Annotated in this window: 20 protein-coding genes; 16 read left to right on the top strand and 4 right to left on the bottom strand. The window is 34.1% G+C overall.

Annotation, left to right across the window (positions count from 1 at the left end; genetic code table 11):
* The first annotated feature begins 199 nt into the window (after window positions 1–199).
* The 7 genes from F7O84_RS12765 (at window position 200) to F7O84_RS12735 (ending at window position 6,827) form a co-directional block, all read left to right on the top strand.
* On the top strand, window positions 200–1,198 hold the full coding sequence (locus F7O84_RS12765) for a LacI family DNA-binding transcriptional regulator (protein WP_151145797.1): 999 nt from the start codon (window positions 200–202) through the stop codon (window positions 1,196–1,198).
* 273 nt (window positions 1,199–1,471) lie between these two features.
* Window positions 1,472–2,446 (top strand): dihydrodipicolinate synthase family protein, encoded by a 975-nt coding sequence (locus tag F7O84_RS12760; protein WP_151145793.1) that lies wholly within the window; start codon window positions 1,472–1,474, stop codon window positions 2,444–2,446.
* 175 nt (window positions 2,447–2,621) lie between these two features.
* A complete protein-coding gene (locus F7O84_RS12755) occupies window positions 2,622–2,909 on the top strand; it encodes an OadG family transporter subunit (RefSeq protein WP_151145792.1) in 288 nt (95 codons plus the stop codon).
* A 27-nt stretch (window positions 2,910–2,936) separates the two neighbouring features.
* On the top strand, window positions 2,937–3,275 hold the full coding sequence (locus F7O84_RS12750) for an acyl-CoA carboxylase biotin carboxyl carrier protein subunit (protein WP_151145789.1): 339 nt from the start codon (window positions 2,937–2,939) through the stop codon (window positions 3,273–3,275).
* Window positions 3,276–3,305: 30 nt separating this feature from the next.
* Complete coding sequence (locus F7O84_RS12745) at window positions 3,306–4,481, top strand: sodium ion-translocating decarboxylase subunit beta (RefSeq protein WP_330578781.1); 1,176 nt, start codon at window positions 3,306–3,308, stop codon at window positions 4,479–4,481.
* Between the two features lie 36 nt (window positions 4,482–4,517).
* On the top strand, window positions 4,518–5,927 hold the full coding sequence (locus F7O84_RS12740) for a pyruvate carboxylase subunit B (protein WP_151145786.1): 1,410 nt from the start codon (window positions 4,518–4,520) through the stop codon (window positions 5,925–5,927).
* Between the two features lie 243 nt (window positions 5,928–6,170).
* The gene (locus F7O84_RS12735) at window positions 6,171–6,827 is read left to right on the top strand and encodes a hypothetical protein (protein ID WP_243140887.1); all 657 of its coding nucleotides are present in this window, start codon (window positions 6,171–6,173) and stop codon (window positions 6,825–6,827) included.
* A gap of 68 nt (window positions 6,828–6,895) precedes the next feature.
* On the opposite strand, the gene F7O84_RS12730 is transcribed toward F7O84_RS12735, so the two are convergent.
* From F7O84_RS12730 to F7O84_RS12715, 4 genes are all read right to left on the bottom strand, one after another.
* Window positions 6,896–7,669, bottom strand: coding sequence for a hypothetical protein (locus F7O84_RS12730; protein ID WP_151145782.1), 774 nt, complete (start codon window positions 7,667–7,669; stop codon window positions 6,896–6,898).
* A 130-nt stretch (window positions 7,670–7,799) separates the two neighbouring features.
* The gene (locus F7O84_RS12725; RefSeq protein WP_151145780.1) at window positions 7,800–8,648 is read right to left on the bottom strand and encodes a hypothetical protein; all 849 of its coding nucleotides are present in this window, start codon (window positions 8,646–8,648) and stop codon (window positions 7,800–7,802) included.
* Window positions 8,635–10,026 carry a sensor histidine kinase gene (locus F7O84_RS12720; RefSeq protein WP_192451746.1) on the bottom strand — a complete coding sequence of 464 codons (1,392 nt, stop codon included), beginning with the start codon at window positions 10,024–10,026 and terminating at the stop codon, window positions 8,635–8,637. The genes F7O84_RS12725 and F7O84_RS12720 overlap by 14 nt, the downstream gene beginning before the upstream one ends.
* Window positions 10,027–10,097: 71 nt before the next feature.
* Window positions 10,098–10,757 carry a response regulator transcription factor gene (locus F7O84_RS12715; RefSeq protein ID WP_151145776.1) on the bottom strand — a complete coding sequence of 220 codons (660 nt, stop codon included), beginning with the start codon at window positions 10,755–10,757 and terminating at the stop codon, window positions 10,098–10,100.
* 273 nt (window positions 10,758–11,030) lie between these two features.
* Between F7O84_RS12715 and F7O84_RS12710 the strand changes: the two genes are divergently transcribed.
* The 9 genes from F7O84_RS12710 to F7O84_RS12670 all read left to right on the top strand — a co-directional run bounded on the left by F7O84_RS12710 (window position 11,031) and on the right by F7O84_RS12670 (window position 18,879).
* Complete coding sequence (locus F7O84_RS12710) at window positions 11,031–11,795, top strand: MerR family transcriptional regulator (protein ID WP_151145773.1); 765 nt, start codon at window positions 11,031–11,033, stop codon at window positions 11,793–11,795.
* Window positions 11,796–11,969: 174 nt separating this feature from the next.
* Complete coding sequence (locus tag F7O84_RS12705) at window positions 11,970–12,533, top strand: hypothetical protein (RefSeq protein WP_151145771.1); 564 nt, start codon at window positions 11,970–11,972, stop codon at window positions 12,531–12,533.
* 193 nt (window positions 12,534–12,726) lie between these two features.
* A complete protein-coding gene (locus F7O84_RS12700) occupies window positions 12,727–13,578 on the top strand; it encodes an amino acid ABC transporter substrate-binding protein (RefSeq protein ID WP_151145769.1) in 852 nt (283 codons plus the stop codon).
* Between the two features lie 5 nt (window positions 13,579–13,583).
* Window positions 13,584–14,234 (top strand): amino acid ABC transporter permease, encoded by a 651-nt coding sequence (locus F7O84_RS12695; protein WP_151145767.1) that lies wholly within the window; start codon window positions 13,584–13,586, stop codon window positions 14,232–14,234.
* A gap of 13 nt (window positions 14,235–14,247) precedes the next feature.
* Window positions 14,248–15,012 carry an amino acid ABC transporter ATP-binding protein gene (locus F7O84_RS12690; protein WP_151145765.1) on the top strand — a complete coding sequence of 255 codons (765 nt, stop codon included), beginning with the start codon at window positions 14,248–14,250 and terminating at the stop codon, window positions 15,010–15,012.
* Window positions 15,013–15,200: 188 nt separating this feature from the next.
* Window positions 15,201–15,446, top strand: a complete 246-nt coding sequence (locus tag F7O84_RS12685; protein ID WP_151145763.1) for an MBL fold metallo-hydrolase — start codon at window positions 15,201–15,203, stop codon at window positions 15,444–15,446.
* A gap of 174 nt (window positions 15,447–15,620) precedes the next feature.
* The gene (locus F7O84_RS12680; RefSeq protein ID WP_151145760.1) at window positions 15,621–16,658 is read left to right on the top strand and encodes a LacI family DNA-binding transcriptional regulator; all 1,038 of its coding nucleotides are present in this window, start codon (window positions 15,621–15,623) and stop codon (window positions 16,656–16,658) included.
* Window positions 16,659–17,020: 362 nt separating this feature from the next.
* Complete coding sequence (locus F7O84_RS12675; RefSeq protein ID WP_151145758.1) at window positions 17,021–17,971, top strand: ABC transporter permease; 951 nt, start codon at window positions 17,021–17,023, stop codon at window positions 17,969–17,971.
* Window positions 17,972–17,982: 11 nt separating this feature from the next.
* Entirely contained in the window at window positions 17,983–18,879 is an 897-nt protein-coding gene (locus F7O84_RS12670) for a carbohydrate ABC transporter permease (RefSeq protein WP_151145756.1), read from the top strand.
* Window positions 18,880–18,886: the final 7 nt, after the last annotated feature.

Here is an 18,886-nt window from a genome sequence, read left to right as displayed (position 1 = left end):
TTGGTATGAAATACTAATATGGTTATAGCATTTCAACAAACAACGTGTCAATATATACAATAATAACTGCAATAAATTGCATGTTTTGTCTAAAATATATAAAATATAGCGTAAAAAATCTAAATGAAACGTTTTGTATTTAAACAAGGAATATGATATAAATAAAATAGACAAACGATTGCATATAGGAGGAGAAAAGGTGGCTACTTTAAAAGACGTTGCAAAACTCGCAAATGTGGATGTGAGTACCGTATCAAGAGCGTTAAATAATACATCTTACGTACATCCAGAAACAAAGAAAAAGATTTATAAGGCAGTGGAGCAGCTAAGTTATAAACCCAATTTACTGGCAAAAGGTTTGCGTCAGGGAAAAAGGCATAGCATAGGGGTAGTTATGCCAAGTATTAACTTGTCGATATTTGGAGAAGTTGTACAAGGAATTGAAATTCAGGCACGAAAACAAGGATATAGTATTATGATTTGCAATACAAAGGATAATCCAATTGTCGAGCAAGAGTGTCTAAACAGACTTCGAAATGGACTTGTAGACGGAATATTAATTGCATCCACTGGACAAAATGCAAGACTTCTTAGAGACATTAAGACAAGTGGTATTTCTGTTGTTCAAATAGTAAGAAAACAAGATAAATTATTTAGTAGTGTAGTGAGTGATTACTATTCATGTGCATATGAAGCTGTTAAATTCCTCTATCAAAAAGGGTGTCGTAATATTGGCTTCGTAAATGGAGCATTGGATATTATCCCATATCAGGATAGATATAAGGGGTATCGAAAAGCAATCAGAGAATGTGGATGTCAGGAATTAGTGACAGAATCTAGAATTTCAAAAGAGAATTTTTATAAAGATGGATATGATGGAGTCTTGCAGTTACTTGAGCATAATCCAAACATTGACAGTATCATGACCGCAGTGGATGTGCAAGGAATAGGTGTGATTAGAGCTTTGAAGGATAAAAACATTCCCGTTCCAAATAAAGTAAAAGTAATCAGTCTTACAGGGCATTCGATTGGAGGCATGTTGGAGACAACAATGACCTCAATGGAAGTTCCTTCAAAAGAAATGGGAGAAAAGGCGGCAAAAATGATTATTGATGAGATTGAGTCAAATTCACCCAATGGGCCAGCCTTGCAGCATGTAGTACTAGAGGCGTCTTTGGTAGAACGAGAAACGACATAAAAAAAGGTTTTCATATAGTATAGTGTGTACGTCAATCTGCTACTAAAATATACAATATTACTAAATAAAGAAGCAAAAATGCAGAAAAATAGTAATATATGCAAAATATTGCAGAAGGGTTTCAGATGGTTGACTCGATTTTTTTTGTATGATATAACAAAAATACAAAATATACAAACGTTTGTATTTGGAAATAGTGAGAGCGATGCGCAAAGCCTCACAGATAACTAAAACAATAAAACATATTTCGCATACAAAAAAGGAGAACATATTATGGCTAAAGTTAAAAATTTTAAAACGATATTTCCAGCAGTTTCAGTTCCATTTAATGATGATTATTCCATTAACGAAAAAGAGTTTCGCGCATATTTACGTTGGATTAAAAGCTTCTACGGTAAAGGTATGGATGGATTGGTTTGCAACGGACATACAGGTGAGATTACTGGATTAAGTAGAGCAGAACGTAAGAGAGTGATTGAAATCTGTGCAGAAGAATGCGGCGATGTAATGACAATTATTTCAGGGATCAACTGTGAAAATACAATCGAAAGTATTGAAATGGCAAAAGAAGCCAAAGAAGCAGGAGCAGATGGAATTCTTCTTATGCCTCCACACATGTGGTTACGTTTTGGAATGCACGAAGATGCTCCTTATCAATATGTAAAAGAAGTAGCAGAAGGTGCGGATATTGATATCATTATTCACTTATATCCTGCAACTAGCAAAGCCTTTTATCCAGTAGAAACATTGATTAAGATGTGTAAAGAAATTGATCATGTAAAATGTATTAAGATGGGAACACGTGTTACTTCTATTTACGAACATGACGTACGTCTACTTCGTCAGGAATGCCCAGATATCTCACTTATCACCTGCCATGATGAAACACTATGTGTAAGCTGGTTCCCAGGTATGGACGGAGCGTTAATTGGTTTTGCTGGATGTGTTCCTGAAATAATTTGCCCAGCGCGTGAAGTGTTTGCTAACCCAGACAAACATACATTAAAAGAAGCACAAGAATGGTCAGATCGCATATATCATATATCACAAGCTATTTATGGTGGAGGACAGCCTTCTGGCGAGGCTCATGCTCGCTTGAAAGAAACATTAGTACAACGAGGAATCTTCTCATCTGGATTAATGCGTAAACCAGTTCTTCCATTAGGACAAGAAGAAAAAGATTGGATTGCTTTAGGAATCAAACGCAGCGAATTGGCTAAAGTTGATATGAGCAAATATCAAGATTAAGTTGTAATATAAAATAGGTCTTTTTGCAGCAGCTAGTTGTAAAGAGACCTTTTTAAATTATAAACAGTCGTAAGTGTTGATGCACACGTTTTGTATTATGAATTGCAATACATAAAATCAACAATTTTATTAATCTACTCCAAGGTTATTAGAAAACGAGAGGAGAACATAAAGAGTGCAGGAAATAGGAAGTTTACAAGTAGTATTTATGGGGATGGGAACTGTTTTTATTAGTTTAATCATACTGATTGTAATGATTATAGTTATGGGAAAGATTATGCAGATTCTGGTAAAAGATGTTTTACCAAAAAAGCAAGAACAAACAAGTGTAATCGGTGTAGATAAAGTAGAAAAACAAAAAATAATTGCAGCAATTTCAGTTGCAATTGCAGAGGAGTTAAAAACAGATGTTTCTAAAATCCAAATTCATTCAATTACATCCCTAAAATCCAATAAAGCGTAAAACAATATAAAGAAAAGGATGAATAAAATGAAAAAATATTATGTAGAAGTAAATAAAACCCCATATGAAGTTTTAATAAAAGAGGTTACCAATGAAGTATCTGAAACAAAACAAACAAACACCATGCATGCAACCACTCTTCCAACAACAGATGTAGAAAATATAATATCTCCAATGCCTGGATCCATATTTAAAATAAATATTAAAAATGGACAGACAGTCAAAGCAGGAGATGTTTTATTTGTTTTAGAGGCAATGAAAATGGAAAATGAAATTATGGCTCCAAAGGATGGAACAGTAACCAATATTAATGTGCAAGAAGGAACCAGCGTAGAAAGTGGAACCATTCTCTGCTCCATCTCTTAACGGATATTGTAAGAAAAGGAGATTGTATAAATGGATATTATAATAGATTTTCTACTCCAGAGTGGATTTGCCTTAATGAAAGATAATTCGCTTAATTTTATCATGATAGCAGTATCATTTGTATTGTTTTATTTAGCGATTGTAAAAAAATTCGAACCATTATTATTACTTCCAATTGCTTTTGGTATGTTTTTGACCAATCTGCCAGGGGCAGGACTTTATCACCCTGAATTTTTTGCAAACGGAAATATTGCCTGGAGTGAGTTTGGCACTGGAAATGCAGGATTGTTAGATATTCTATACTTAGGAGTAAAATTAGGTATTTATCCTTCGTTGATTTTTATCGGTGTTGGTGCCATGACTGATTTTGGACCATTAATTGCAAATCCCAAGAGTCTTCTATTAGGAGCTGCGGCTCAATTTGGTATCTTTTTTACATTTTTATGTGCAAAAAAAGTGGGATTTACAGGAGCAGAATCTGGTGCAATTGGAATCATTGGAGGAGCAGATGGTCCAACAGCAATATATCTTACTTCAAAATTAGCTCCGCATCTTTTAGGAGCAATCGCAGTTGCAGCTTACTCTTATATGGCGCTGGTTCCTGTAATTCAACCTCCTATTATGAAATTGCTTACTACAAAAGAAGAGCGCAAAATAAAAATGAAACAGCTTAGAAACGTTAGTAAAACTGAAAAAATAATGTTTACCATCGTAGTAACACTTTTGGTTTCTATGATTGTACCATCAGCAGCACCATTGGTAGGAGCCCTAATGCTTGGTAACTTATTACGAGAAAGTGGCGTGACCGAGCGACTCTCTAAAACAGTACAAAACGAACTAATGAACATTGTAACCGTATTTTTAGGACTCTCAGTAGGAGCAACGACTACAGCACAAAACTTCTTGAACATTAATACCATTAAAATAATCGTATTAGGAGTATGTGCATTCGGCATAGGAAGTGCCGCAGGAGTACTTTTGGCAAAGTTCATAAATTTGTTTTGTAAGAAAGAAAATCGATTAAATCCTCTGATAGGTTCGGCAGGTGTTTCAGCTGTCCCGATGGCGGCTAGGGTATCCCAGGTAGTAGGACAAAAAGAAGAGCCTTCTAATTTTCTTTTGATGCATGCAATGGGACCAAATGTGGCAGGAGTAATCGGATCGGCTGTAGCTGCAGGTGTGTTGTTAGCAATATTTTATTCGTAATGAATGGGTAAGATATAAATTGAGAAAGGAAAAAACATGGAGCAGAAAAAGAATCCTTTGAAAATTACCGATACAATTTTACGTGATGCCCATCAATCTCAGGCCGCTACTCGTATGAGGACGCAAGATATGTTAAAGGCTTGCAGTCTTTTGGACGAAATGGGGTATTGGTCAATAGAATGTTGGGGTGGAGCGACTTTTGATGTATGTATGAGATATTTGAATGAAGATCCTTGGGAGAGGTTAAGGCTTTTAAAAGCTGCAATGCCAAAGACAAAGCTACAAATGTTACTAAGAGGGCAGAACTTGTTGGGATATCGTCACTATGCCGATGATATCGTTGAGCGCTTTTGTAAAAAATCATTGGAAAATGGAATTGATGTCGTTCGTATTTTTGATGCTTTAAACGATATTCGAAATATGGAGACAGCTATGAAGTATGTAAAAGAGTATGGCGGGCATTGCGAGGCAGCCATTAGTTATACAAAAAGTCCAGTTCACGAAGAGGATTATTTTGTAAAGATGGCAATTGAACTTGAAAAAAGGGGGGCAGATAGTATATGTATAAAGGATATGGCCAACCTTTTGCTACCTTATGAGGCGTATTCTTTAGTAAAAAAGTTAAAGGAAAATATCAAAGTACCCATTCATCTACATACGCACAATACAACTGGAACTGGTGACATGACTTATATCTTGGCTGCACAGGCTGGAGTAGACATTGTGGATTGTGCGCTTTCTCCGTTGGCAAATGGAACAGCTCAACCAGCAACAGAATCGCTAGTAGCTAGTTTAGCAAAAACAGTAAGAGATACAGGATTGGATTTGAAGAAGTTAAGTGAGGCTTCTAAGCATTTTAGAAAAGTGGTTGATAAGTTAGAAATTGACCCAAAAGTGTTAAGAGTAGATACCAATACACTGGTTTATCAAGTCCCAGGAGGAATGTTGTCAAATTTATTATCACAGCTAAAGCAAGCGAATGCAGAAGATAAATATGAAGATGTACTAGAAGAAATACCAAAAGTAAGGGCAGATTTTGGTTATCCTCCTTTGGTAACTCCAACTAGTCAGATTGTTGGAACACAAGCCGTATTAAATATCTTAGCAGGTGAGCGGTATAAGATGTTTTCAAAAGAATCAAAAGATTTATTGCGGGGAGCATATGGAAAGCTACCAGGACAAGTAAATGAAGAGGTAAGAAAAAAGGCAATTAATCAGCAAGAGATTATTACGGTAAGACCAGCAGATTTGCTTGAACAAGAGTTTGATAGGGTGTATGAAGAATGTAAAGAGATTGCAAAGTCAGAGGAAGACGTACTTAGCTATGCTATGCTTCCACAAGTAGCAACAACATTTTTGAAAAAAAGAGATTCTTCCTCAAATCATGAAAAAATGGATATTTCGAAAGTTCTAATTGTGGAAGATTTTACAAATGGGGACTTTTAAGTTTTTTATAGAAGAAAAAACATTGTTTCCATAAAGAAAAGGGAGCATCATATTAGTTTAACCATATATCGGATATCTGAAAATAAAATCCATTTTCAGGTATCCGATATATGGTAGTTACATAGAATGTAAGTTATACCCATAAAATGTAACATAGTTAAAAATTGGTTGTGCTTTAATGACGATTTGATATAATGAGGGAAAGGAAAAGATTAGAGGTTTATGAAGGGGGAAGTGCTTAAAATGAATCAGAAAAAAAGAGGATTTGATTATTTATTATTAAGCCTTACTGCATTTGGAGGACTAGGAATAGAGATGCTATATGCATATCTGATTGAGCCAATGGTCTATGGGAAACAGATGCAAGAGTGGAGTCAGATGCAGAGCATAATACATTGGACTCTTACCTGCATTACATGGGGATTGGTTGCAATTTACTTACATCGCACGTCCAAAAAGGATTATGGATTTGATTTACTCAAAAGGAAGGACTCCATGAGAGTATGGCAATATGTTGCAGTGATTTTATCTATCATCTTGTCAATATATTCAAGTTATCGAAGTTGGGGTGGTTTTAAAGTTGCAATCGAATTTGAGCGAAAAGGTGCATTGCTATTTACGTTTCAATATATTTATTATGCCTTTGAAATTGTATTAGTACTTCTTATTATTGTATTTGCTCAAAAAGCCTTTGAAGAATGGTTTCATAATAAAAAGATACCATATGGAGGTATTATTTGCGGTTTCACTTGGGGTTTGGTGCATATTATAACTAAGGGAAGTGTAATCATCGGATTGGAAGGGCTTTTGTTAGGATTTATGCTTGGAGCAGCGTATCTTTTTGTGAATCGAGATATCAAAAAGGCTTATTTGGTATTGCTTTTTATGTTTATACTATAAAAAAATGAAATATGGCGAGCCTTTGTATAACAAAGGCTCAATTTTCATACTAAATCATGCTATGTTAACTAATACTCCTCACCATGGATAAACTGTAGTTTTGTATATTTTGTTAAAGGAATATCAGTTAAATTGAATACATCCTTATCTTGAATGTATTTACACTCATATGCTTCTGCGTACATAAAACTCTTAACTCCATTTTCTTCATAATAAACACTTAAATTAACAGGTAGACCTGTATCCTCTTGAATCTGAACATATTCACTTACGTTAACACTACATCCTTCTGGTTGTATGTTATCTTCTAATATTCCAGTACCATAAAGATTTAAAAGTTTTTTTCCATCTTTAGAACTAGTCATCCCTTCATTTTTCCATTCTGGTTTAGAATATATAAATTTCAAATCAGCGAAGGTATCCCACATATCAACGCCTGGATCTTGACTTTCTTCTTTCGTTAGACTGCAATATTTTCCACTTATTGCATTTCCATTTTTATCTCTATCTACTTGTACCCATTTGGTTCCATCTTCCAATAAGTAGTTGCTTCTTGGGTGGACTGTTCCATCACTTTCTTTTACAATTGAATCCACACGTTTGTCATTTGTGATTGGATCTACCCATGATTCAATCACAACCCCTTTGCTACCGTCTTCCTCTAATTGAGTTAATTTTGTATATTCAATTCCATCTACAGATTGTTTGTCGGTAGGCTGATGGACTACTTTAGATACTGGTTGCGAGCTTATATCTGGGGTAATAAGCGGTTTTGCCATTACTATCGTGGAAGCTAATATCATCGATGCTACAAATAAAGTTGAAATTACTATTTTTTTCATTTTCATACATTCCTTTCAATTGTTTGATTTAGATTTTTCTTATCCTACAGATTCGGCCGTTTCTGTAAGATAACTTTATCAAATCACTGTATCTGAAATTTATCAAAGTTCCATCATTTTTGTATCATTGTTAATTAAAAGAACATCGAATTGAAAATTTTTTGCAATTATCTCCTACATAAAAAGAAAATGAAACGATTTGATTACCATCTGTATAATCACTTGCAGTTGCGTTTAATAGGTCAGATTCTTCAATTTGTGAAGAGGTGGCTAATTGGTCGTTGGAATTGTTTTCACTAATGGGTTCGTTCATGAGGCTTGATTGCATTTCATTATCAATATAAGTATCATCTGTCATTTCATCATTGTCCGTATTTTGTGGGACATACCAAAGAGGTAGACCAATATAGTTTTGCCAGAGAGAATCAGCATTAGAGAAATCAATTGTCAAAGGCTCAACGCTAGAATTAATATCAAAAGCATAGATTTTGTTTGTTTCAGCATCCATTGTAAAAGTAATAGTATATGCGGCTGAATTTAGTTTTACCATATAAAAGTTAGCTGTTAAATCAGGGGCTAATGTGGAAGAGTAGGTAAAGGTTGATATCTCTGCAGGATTATTCATATCAGTTTCTAAGTCTGGGAGTAAATTTATAGCACTAAGCTTTAATAATTCGGTTTTGTAAGCCGTTTTAATCCTTTCTTGTTCCGCTGACGACAGTTGCGAGTTTTGGATTACAACGATATTATCAGACTTGATACGAACACCATATAAAAGTTTTAGTTTGTCTATTATAGTGTAATTCGTAGCCTCGTTCTGAATGTAATTAATATTTTTAATTGCATCGTATTGTTGTAAGGAGACTTTTCCTAGAAGTTGCTTGTCCTTTAGTTTGGATAAAAGCAAAGGAAATATCAAGGAGAATATAAGGATTAAAGTAAGTAAAAGATTGATTGCGATTATCTTATATGTTTTCATTTGGTTTGCTCTCCTTTAGATGAATATAGATGCAAGTACCTTTACCTGGCACACTTTCAATAAGCATTTTAGCATGGTGTATTTCGATAATCTGGGAGCATATCGTTAGACCTAGACCTACGCTACCAGTTGCCCTTGAACGTGACTTATCTGACATATAAAAAGCCTCAGTGATTTTTGAAATCTCGTCTGACTCAATCCCTTTTCCATTGTCTGCTATGGTAATACAATAGCCATCCTTTTCAACGTTTCCAAGAAAGTGAATGCGTCCATTTACATCAATTGATTTTCTTGCATTATCCAATAGATTAAGGCAAACTGTTTTCATTAAATCAGGCTCTAGTTGTAAATTCATTTCAGCTACTTTGGTTATGAATTCTATTTTGTCACGCTTTAGTATAGGAGTAATTACACTTTGTACCGTTTCAAAAAAATGAGAAGCAGAAACGGTTCTCATTTGGAATTCATGTTTTTTTAAGACAATAAGCTCCATTAGCTTGAAGGAAAGAGCTTCTAATCTTTTCCCTTCTTTAAAAATATTGTTTGAATATAATATTAATTGTTCTTGGCTCACTTTTTTGGAACGAAGCATATCCGCATAACCTATGATAGAAGTCATAGGTGTTTTTAATTCGTGAGCAAAACTTGCAATAAAATTCTCTTGACGTAGAGCACTAGCCTCTAACTCAGTCATCGTTTGCCTTAAACTAGTAGACATTTGGTTGAACGCTCTAGTAAGTAAGCCGATTTCATCATAACCTTCTTGTAAAACTGGTAGATCATAATCTCCTTTTGAAATACGTATGGCTGAATTGGCAAGTTCCTTTAGTGGTTTCGTCAGCCAATATGCAACAAAAAAGATTAGAATAAAGCTAAACCCAATGATACCAATGACAGAATAGAAAAAAATTTGAAACTGGTTTTCCCTAATTTGAAACAAAGCAGTAATGTCTTTGTAGGTTTCAAGATAGTAATTTTCTCCAGCAAATAAAATTGGGCATGCCACTCGAATGTAATAACGATTGTCTAGTGAAGTCACCTCATATGCTCTCGTACCGTTATCGAGTAGTTTTATCAGCTTATTATCATAATTTAGCGAACTTGTAGTATAGACCGTAATGTAATTACTGTTGCTGATTTGGAATGGAATGCTTCCATTCGAGGTACTTATAGCGATTTGGGTTAATGCATTTATTATAAGGTTATCTGCGGATTCACTAGTAAAAGAGCTAACAGCTTCTTTGCCAGTATTAGATGTATTGGAGTTTTGATAGATTCTTGTAAGTTCATTATTTAAAGCAGTCTGTAAAATGTCATTTTCATTGAAAGAATAATTGATTTCTTGTTTTAATGAAGACTGAAAGAGTGTATTTATCATAATAGAACTTCCTAAACCAAACATAAATAATGAAATAATACTTGTACTGAAAAAGAATTTCCAAAAGAGCTTCATGGCTTCACTTCGAATCGGTAACCAATTTTATAAACAGCTGTTATATATTTTTCCCAACCCATCTTTTTGCGTAGTCTTTGTACATGTAAATCTACGGTACGGCTGTCACCCATATAATCATCCCCCCATATTTTTTCATAGATTTGCTCACGAAATAGGGCAATGTTTTTACTTCGTATAAAAAGTAAAAGAAGTTCGTATTCTTTTAAAGTCAGTGTAATCGTATCCTCCCCTCGTTTGACAAGGCGAGAAAAGGTATCTATCGAGATATCAGCAACTTCTAGTATGCGATTATTTTTTTTATCACGTCGTAAAACACTTTCTACACGAGCAAGTAGCTCTATTATTTCAAAGGGCTTCGTCAAATAATCATCTGCACCTAACTTAAGACCTTTTACGATATCAGTTACACTAGCTTTTGCAGTAATAAATATAACTGAGATATCTAACGGCTTGATATATTCGATTAGTTCATATCCATTGATTTTGGGTAGCATAATATCAAGCAAAATCAAATCCCAATTGTTTTGCTCAATCAAATCTGCAGCTTGTTTTCCATCATAAGCACAAACACAATGATATCCTGCTTCCATAAGATTTATTTTTATTAAATCAGAAATATTTTTTTCATCTTCAACAATAAGTATATTTATCATACATGTTTACAATGTCATTCCAGTATAAGAAATAACATTCCTTTCTACCAACTATATTCTTAAATATAATTTTACGAATAAGTAAATATTATTTTATTCAACGACCTACAATTGGTCTACTTACTTTGGGTGGCCTGTCCAATCTATTTATAAATTATACTCTAAAATGCATCAAAGTTGCATCACATAATATACATTTTACAAAATATTTTGAAAAGGTATTGACATTCACGTAGCGGAAAGGTTTACACTAGGTTTGTAAGGAGGTGCAACATGGAATATACAGTGCAAAAATTAGGAAAATTAGCTGGAGTCAGTACAAGAACGTTACGCTACTACGATGAAATTGGAATTCTTAAGCCGGCTAGAATCAATTCATCAGGATATCGTATCTATGGACAAAAGGAAGTGGATGCTCTACAACAAATCTTGTTTTATCGAGAAATGGGACTTGAGCTTTCCGCCATCAAAGAAATTCTTAGCGCAAAGAATTTTGATGAAGTTCATGCACTCGCAAGCCATCTTGATAGTCTTCTTGCAAAGAGAAATCAATTGGATTTACTAATTGAGAATGTAAACAAGACGATTGCATATAAGAAAGGAAGGATTCAAATGAGTGATAAAGAAAAATTTGAAGGCTTTAAGAAAAAGCTTGTAGACGATAATGAAGAAAAGTATGGAAAGGAAATCAGGGAGAAATATTCTGATGATGTGGTGAATCAAGCCAATCAAAAAATGCTTCAAATGACAGAGGAAGAATATGAAGCCTTTAAGAAATTGGAACAAGAAATTCTAGATACCCTAGAAGCTGCATATCAGACAAAGGACCCAAAAGGAGAACTTGCCCAAAAAGCGGCTGATTTACACCGAAAGTGGTTGGGATATACATGGAAAGAATACTCAAAGGAAGCACATGCAGGTATTGCACAGATGTATGTAGCAGATGAGAGATTTAGGGCCTACTATGATAAAAACCAATCTGGATTAGCAGAATTTTTAAGAGATGCCATTTTATTTTATACAAAAACAACGGTGTAGAAGGCCAAAAGTTTAAAGTAAATAAAAATGTCAATATTTATTTGGTTTTGCAAGAAAATGTAGTATAATAGGATTAAATGAATAAACGGCTATTTCGTTAGCCGTTTATTCTGTTATGTTGAGTTCATTATTAAAGGGGTATAAGTAGAAACATAAGATAAGGGAGGATAAAGCATGGGGTGGACATTTACAAACGAGAGAAAAATCTACAAAGAGTTCCAAAGGATTAGAAAGAAAAAAATAAAGTATTCCGAATGGAAAAAGAATGTAATTGAGAATTTATATGATGAACGATTAACCATTGAAGAACTTGAGGATTTAAAAAAGCCTTATGAGTTAAATAATATCACCAATAAAAGTGGCGGTCATATTGTTGATTTTATAACGAAAATAACACCAATCTTGTTAATGCTTGTAACGATTATAAGTGCAATTAGCTCACAAATCTTATCAGCGGCACAAGTAAACCAAAAAGCACAATTAGATACAAATAATTTAGCAACAGTAAATGAAAATCCATTATCGAAACTAGGCGCAGTAATTGCCAATATGAATTTGGAATTTATTAATATGCAGATGAATGTCATGGTTTTAATCGGTATCTGTTTACTTGTGTTTTATATAGTGGGACTCGTTTATGATAAGTTTAGAGCGGCAAAGAAGGGCATTCGTTTTTATTATAATAAGGAAATTGTTGAGTTATTAGAAGATCAAATTAACAAATTAAAAAAAGCATAAATTATGTAGTATAAAGGTGATAATAGGATAAAGTGAGGTTAGAATGAACTAGCCTCATTTTTAATTTATTCCAATTACTCATTATGGCTAAGTCAGGATTGACAACCAAGCGATAGATGTGATAATTTATAGGAGTACTTTATTGTGGCAGCGTAATAACATGCTACCATAACGAATTAGGAGGAGATTATTTATGAAGAAATTTTTAGCGATTATACTTTCTGTTGGAATGGTATTTTCAATGGGAGCATGTGGAAATAGTAACAATGATTCAGCATCAAAGGAAAAGACGAGTGCTGAATCGGCAAAAGAAGTAAGCCAAGAAAGTGCCAACACAAAAGAAAGTAATACGATAGTTGTGGGATTTGACCAAGACTTTCCACCATTTGGATATGTTGGAGATGACGGGGAATACACAGGCTTTGATATAGAGATGGCAAAGGAATGTGTAAAACGTATGGGAAAAGAAATTGTACTTCAGCCAATTGACTGGGATGCAAAGGATATGGAATTAGAGGCAGGAACCATTGATTGTATTTGGAATGGATTTACCATTAATGGGCGTGAAGACAAGTATACTTGGACAAAAGCTTATATGGATAACTCACAGGTATTCGTGGTTAAAGCAGATTCAGGAATTACAAGTTTAGAAGATTTAGCTGGTAAAGTCGTAGAAGTACAAAAAGAATCTTCCGCACAGACTGCGCTAGAAGATGATGATCATAAGGATTTATTAGCTTCATTTGGACAGTTCTTAACAGTCGATCAATATAATACTGCTTTTATGGATTTAGAATCAGGTGCGGTGGACGCCATTGGTATTGATATTGGTGTTGCACATTTTCAATTAGAAGGAAAAGAAGACAAATTTACCATATTGAAGGAACAAATTTCCAGCGAGCAATATGGAATTGGTTTCTTAAAGGGAAATGAAGAGTTAAGAGATAAAGTTGAAGCTGCATTAATGGAATTGGTAGAGGATGGAACCTTTGCAGAGATTTCTAATAAATATTTTGGATACGATGTATCTATTTTAGGAGAATAAAACAAATGAGCTATTCTACTATGCTTAGCCAGCTTGCTGCTGGAATGGTCACAACCGTCATCATATTTGTAATGACATTAGTATTTTCTCTTCCACTCGGTTTACTAATCTCCTTTGGAAGGATGTCAAAGAATATAATAATTCGCAATTTAGCCAAAATCTACATTTCTATCATGAGGGGAACACCTCTTATGCTACAGCTTTTGGTAGTGTATTTTGGGCCATATTACATATTTGGAATTTCAATTTCTTCATCTTACCGAGCATACGCTGTAATCATAGCATTTGCGATTAACTACGCGGCATATTTTGCAGAAATTTACCGCGGAGGAATAGAGTCTATGCCACAGGGGCAGTACGAGGCAGCAAAGGTGTTAGGATATACAAAGAGTCAGACGTTTATTCGAATTATTATGCCTCAGGTGATAAAGCGTATTTTACCATCTATAACCAATGAAGTAATTACCTTGGTAAAAGATACTTCCCTTGCATTTTCCATTGCTTATGCTGAGATGTTTACGGTTGCAAAATCCCTTGCAGCATCCCAAAGAAGCATGGTTCCTTTTATGGCGGCCGCAGTATTTTACTATATTTTTAACTTTATTGTGGCAGCTTTGATGGAGTATTGGGAAAAGAAAATGAGTTACTATAAATAGGAGGAGCACAAAGATGAAGAAGTTACTAGAAATGAATCATGTAAAAAAAAGCTTTGATGATAATTTAGTGCTCAAGGACATTACCCTGACGGTAGAAGAAGGAGAAGTGGTATCGATTATAGGGCCTTCTGGCTCTGGAAAATCAACCTTACTTCGATGTGCAACTTTGTTGGAAACTATGGATTCAGGAGAGTTAATTTATTTAGGTGAAAAAGCAGCGGCTAACGTGAGTGGAAAAGCAGAATATGCAAATAGCAATGAATTGAAAAAGATTCAACAGTATTTTGGACTCGTATTTCAAAATTTTAATCTTTTTCCTCATTATACAGTATTAAAAAACATCATTGATGCACCCATACATGTACAAAAACGAAATAAGGATGAAGTAAACAAAGAAGCAAAGCTGTTGCTTGAGAAAATGGGCTTAAGTGATAGAGCCGATTACTATCCATGCCAGTTATCTGGTGGACAACAGCAAAGAGTTTCTATAGCAAGAGCTTTGGCTATGAACCCAAAGATTTTATTCTTTGATGAACCAACTTCTGCGCTAGATCCAGAATTAACGGGAGAGATATTAAAGGTAATTAAGGAATTAGCCAAGGAAAAAATGACGATGGTGATTGTAACCCATGAGATGAATTTTGCAAAAGATGTATCCAATCGAATGATATTCATGGATAAGGGTGTAATTGTAGAAGAAACGACTCCAGAAGAAATGTTTCAATCTACCAATCAAAGAACCAGAGAGTTTCTTGGTCAATACCATAACTTGGGATAACATAAAAATAAATGATAAAAACCCTTTTCGTTATTACAATGTAGATATAATAGCGAAAAGGGCTTTTTAAATTCTTATGTTTGATATGTAACATACGTAGTAAAACTAAACTATTTTTTGATTTTATTAGTGTTTTATATAGTATCTTACAAGTTTAAGTGGTATAATATGTAGAAAAAAGCAATAATTTGTCACTTTATGTAGAATCCTCAAACACTTTAATATGTGGAGATTTACTCATTTCAGAAGAAGGGATTTTAGACATTGCTACCAAGGAGTTTGTGATAGATAAAGAAGCTGAAATACAGTCATTAAGGAAGGTTCTTCCTTATCCCATTGTAAAATTGATTTGCTATCATGGTGGAGAATATGAAAGCAAACAGTTAAAAGAAGAATTAGAAGATATTATTGATTGCGGTTATCCAGATGAATGATATAGATGATACAAGAATCGATCACCCAATAGTTAGTAAGGCTTTGGATGATCTTTTTTTATTTTAAAAATGTTGTGTCGAACAGTTGATATTTGTCATAATCCGAAGTATAATCGAGAAAGAATGAAACCGATTTCTTAAAAGAATTGCTAAAGGATGTAACAGGGAGCAAGTATGGAGATAAAAAGACAAGTTACAATATATGACATTGCAAAAGAAGCGGGAGTCTCTGTATCTACAGTATCAAGAGTTCTTACAGGCAATGCAAACGTCAGTAAAGAAAAAAAAGAAAAAGTTCAACATTTGATTGAAAAGTATAATTACAAACCAAATGAAATGGCTCGAGGTTTGAGTGAAACGAAAAGTAAGGTCATTGGAATTATTGCATCAGACATACGTAATCCATTCTATGCAACACTTTTTGTTGAGTGTGAAAAAGCTGCGAATGAGTTTGGTTATCGGGTAGTGTTATGTAATTCGTTAAATAACAAAGAACTGGAAGATTTGCAACTTGAGAATCTCGAGAGCCAGCGAGTGGAAGCGATTGTACAAATTGGTGGGCGAGTCGATGAATTAGTATCAGATCGCAGTTATGTTGAGCGAGTGAATCGGATTGCAAATAAAATTCCTATTATTATAACAGGAAAATTAGATGGCGCAGATTGTTATCAGGTTAACATTGATGAAGGCAAATCAATGGAACTTGTCATTTCGTATCTTGTTTCAAATGGACATAAAGAGATTGCGTTAGTGGGAGGAAAAAGAGATGTTATCAGCACAGTGGAAAAGCAACTACGCTTCAAACAGCTATTAAATCGCTTTGGAATTGAATGCAAAAATGAACTGATAATGGATGATTATGATTATGATGAAGCTGGTGGTTACCAAGCGATGATGCAGCTACTCAATGCAGTAGAGCAATTACCAACTGCAATTATAGCCATCAATGATTTTACAGCAATAGGCATTATGAGGGCTATGAAAGAGAGAAAGTTAACGGTTCCAAATGATATCTCCTTAGTAAGTTATGACAATAGTTTTTTAACGGATCTAACAGTTCCCAAGTTGACAGGAATTGATTATAATTATGAATATTTTGGAAAGAAAATAATAGAGACAGCGATTCGTGTGATTCGTGGTGAAAAGGTGGCAAGAATCAGCTTGATTGATACGAGGTTGGTGATTAAGGAATCTTGTACCAAGATAGGATGAAAGTTGGCTGAGATTGTAAGATATTCTTTTTCAGAACTGTTCTTATTTAGCTAAGAGGTAGTATATGCTATCTCTTTTTGTATATAAAAGACAATAGAAATCTTACCGATACATCTTATTAGTTAATAGTATTATTAAGGAAAAATACACAAATAATAACCGTATACAACTTGATAAATATAATATATAGACAAAGAAATAATATAAAGTACTTGACATTTCCCTTGCAGAAACATATAATATGACTATGAAATGGGTTTCAAAATAAAAGAAAATTGTTATATTTGCTGTTTTTTAAAAATAGTATTTTTTTTCACAATATATGAAACCGATTTCAAAAAATAAAGGGGTGAACTTACGCAATGGAAATAAAAAATGTAAAAAAAGCAGTCAACAAAAAGCCCTTAGGCAAAAAGTTATGGGACAGTAAAACCTTGATAATCATGTGTTTGCCAGCAATTTTATTTTTTATCGTTTTCTTTTATTGTCCAATGCCAGGTGCATACATAGCATTTACAAATTTTAATTATAAGCAGGGGATTTTTGGAAGCGATTTCGTAGGGCTTGATAACTTTAAGTTTCTATTGAATTCAGGAAGTCTATGGATGTTAACCCGCAATACCATTCTTTACAATCTTGCATTTATCGTCCTTGGTAATGTGTTACAAATTATTGTTGCTATTTTGTTAAATGAAGTAAAAAACAATGTCTTTAAGAAAATTTCTCAAACAATTATGTTTTTACCTTATTTTATTTCAGCGGTTTTAGTGGGGCTATTGGCATTTAATATTCTAAATTATGAGTTTGGTTTTTTAACAACGATAATTCAGAAATTAGGTGGAGAACCATTTAGTGTCTATCAGACTCCAAAGGCTTGGCCTGTTATTATTGTATTGGCTCAGCTATGGCAACAAACGGGTTATGGTTCTATTGTATACTTTGCAGCTATATGCGGAATAGATCAAGAGATGATAGAAGCGGCACAAGTTGACGGAGCAAATGTATTTGCTAAGATTCGCTATATTATATTACCAAGTTTAAAACCTACGATTATTATTTTATTCCTATTTGCAATTGGTGGAATTATGAAAGGTAACTTTGGATTGTTTTACAATCTGGTTGGTTCATCCAATGCTACGTTATGGCCGTATACCGATATTGTTGAGACCTATGTATATCGTACCTTAATGAATAACTTTAACTTCCCTAGTGCCTCGGCAGTTGGTCTTTATCAGTCATTATTTGGTTTTGTTGTTGTCATGTTTAGTAACGGCATAGTACGTAGAATTGATAAAGATTATGCATTGTTTTAGGGGGGATAAAAATGAAAATCAAACAAGATAAATTCACTACTATATTACATATTTTTGCTTATTTACTGATCGGGGGTTTTGCAATTTCTTGTTTAGTCCCTTTTCTATTAATGATATCTGCATCTTTTAGCAATGAGACAATGATAAACCAAACTGGAATTGGCTTATTACCAAAAGGTTTTACGATTGCAGCCTACGAATTGATATTTAAAGTTCCTAAAATGATTCTTGGTTCTTATGTAGTTACAATTGTAATGACAGTTTTTGGTACGGTGATTGGATTATTCTTAATTGCAATGACAGGATATTGTTTACAAAGAAGAGACTTTCCATTTCGCAATGTGATATCCTTTTTCATTTATTTTACTACATTGTTTTCAGCAGGTCTTGCACCAACCTATCTTTGGATTACGAAGTACTTGCATTTAAAAGGAAGCTATCTTGCTGTCTTTTTACAATTACTAATGACACCATGGCTTATTGTACTGATGAAGAACTTTGCAAAGTCAGTTCCTTTTGAAATCACAGAGTCAGGAAAAATAGATGGGGCAGGAGATTTTAAGATATTTACAGCACTTATTTTACCAATGTTAAAGCCTGCATTGGCAACGATTGGCTTATTCTTGGCACTTGGCTATTGGAACGAGTGGTATAACTCTATGTTATATTTATCCTCCTCCTCTAGTATCAAGTATTATCCGCTTCAGTACTATTTGTATCGAATTATCACACAGGCAGCGGCGCTTAAGAACTCATTGGCTGGTTCTAATGTAAATCCTGGTACCATTCCAACACAATCACTTAAGATGGCAACCGCTGTGATTGCGACAGGGCCAATTATATTGCTTTATCCATTTGTTCAAAAATATTTTATATCTGGTATTACAATAGGAGCAGTAAAAGGGTGACAATTCT

Origin of the sequence: Candidatus Galacturonatibacter soehngenii (assembly GCF_008830185.1) — a bacterium.
In the GTDB taxonomy this organism is placed as follows: Bacteria; Bacillota; Clostridia; order Lachnospirales; family Lachnospiraceae; genus Lachnotalea; species Lachnotalea soehngenii.
Note: the sequence above shows the minus strand (reverse complement) of the source record. Positions and strands in the feature narration are given on the sequence as shown.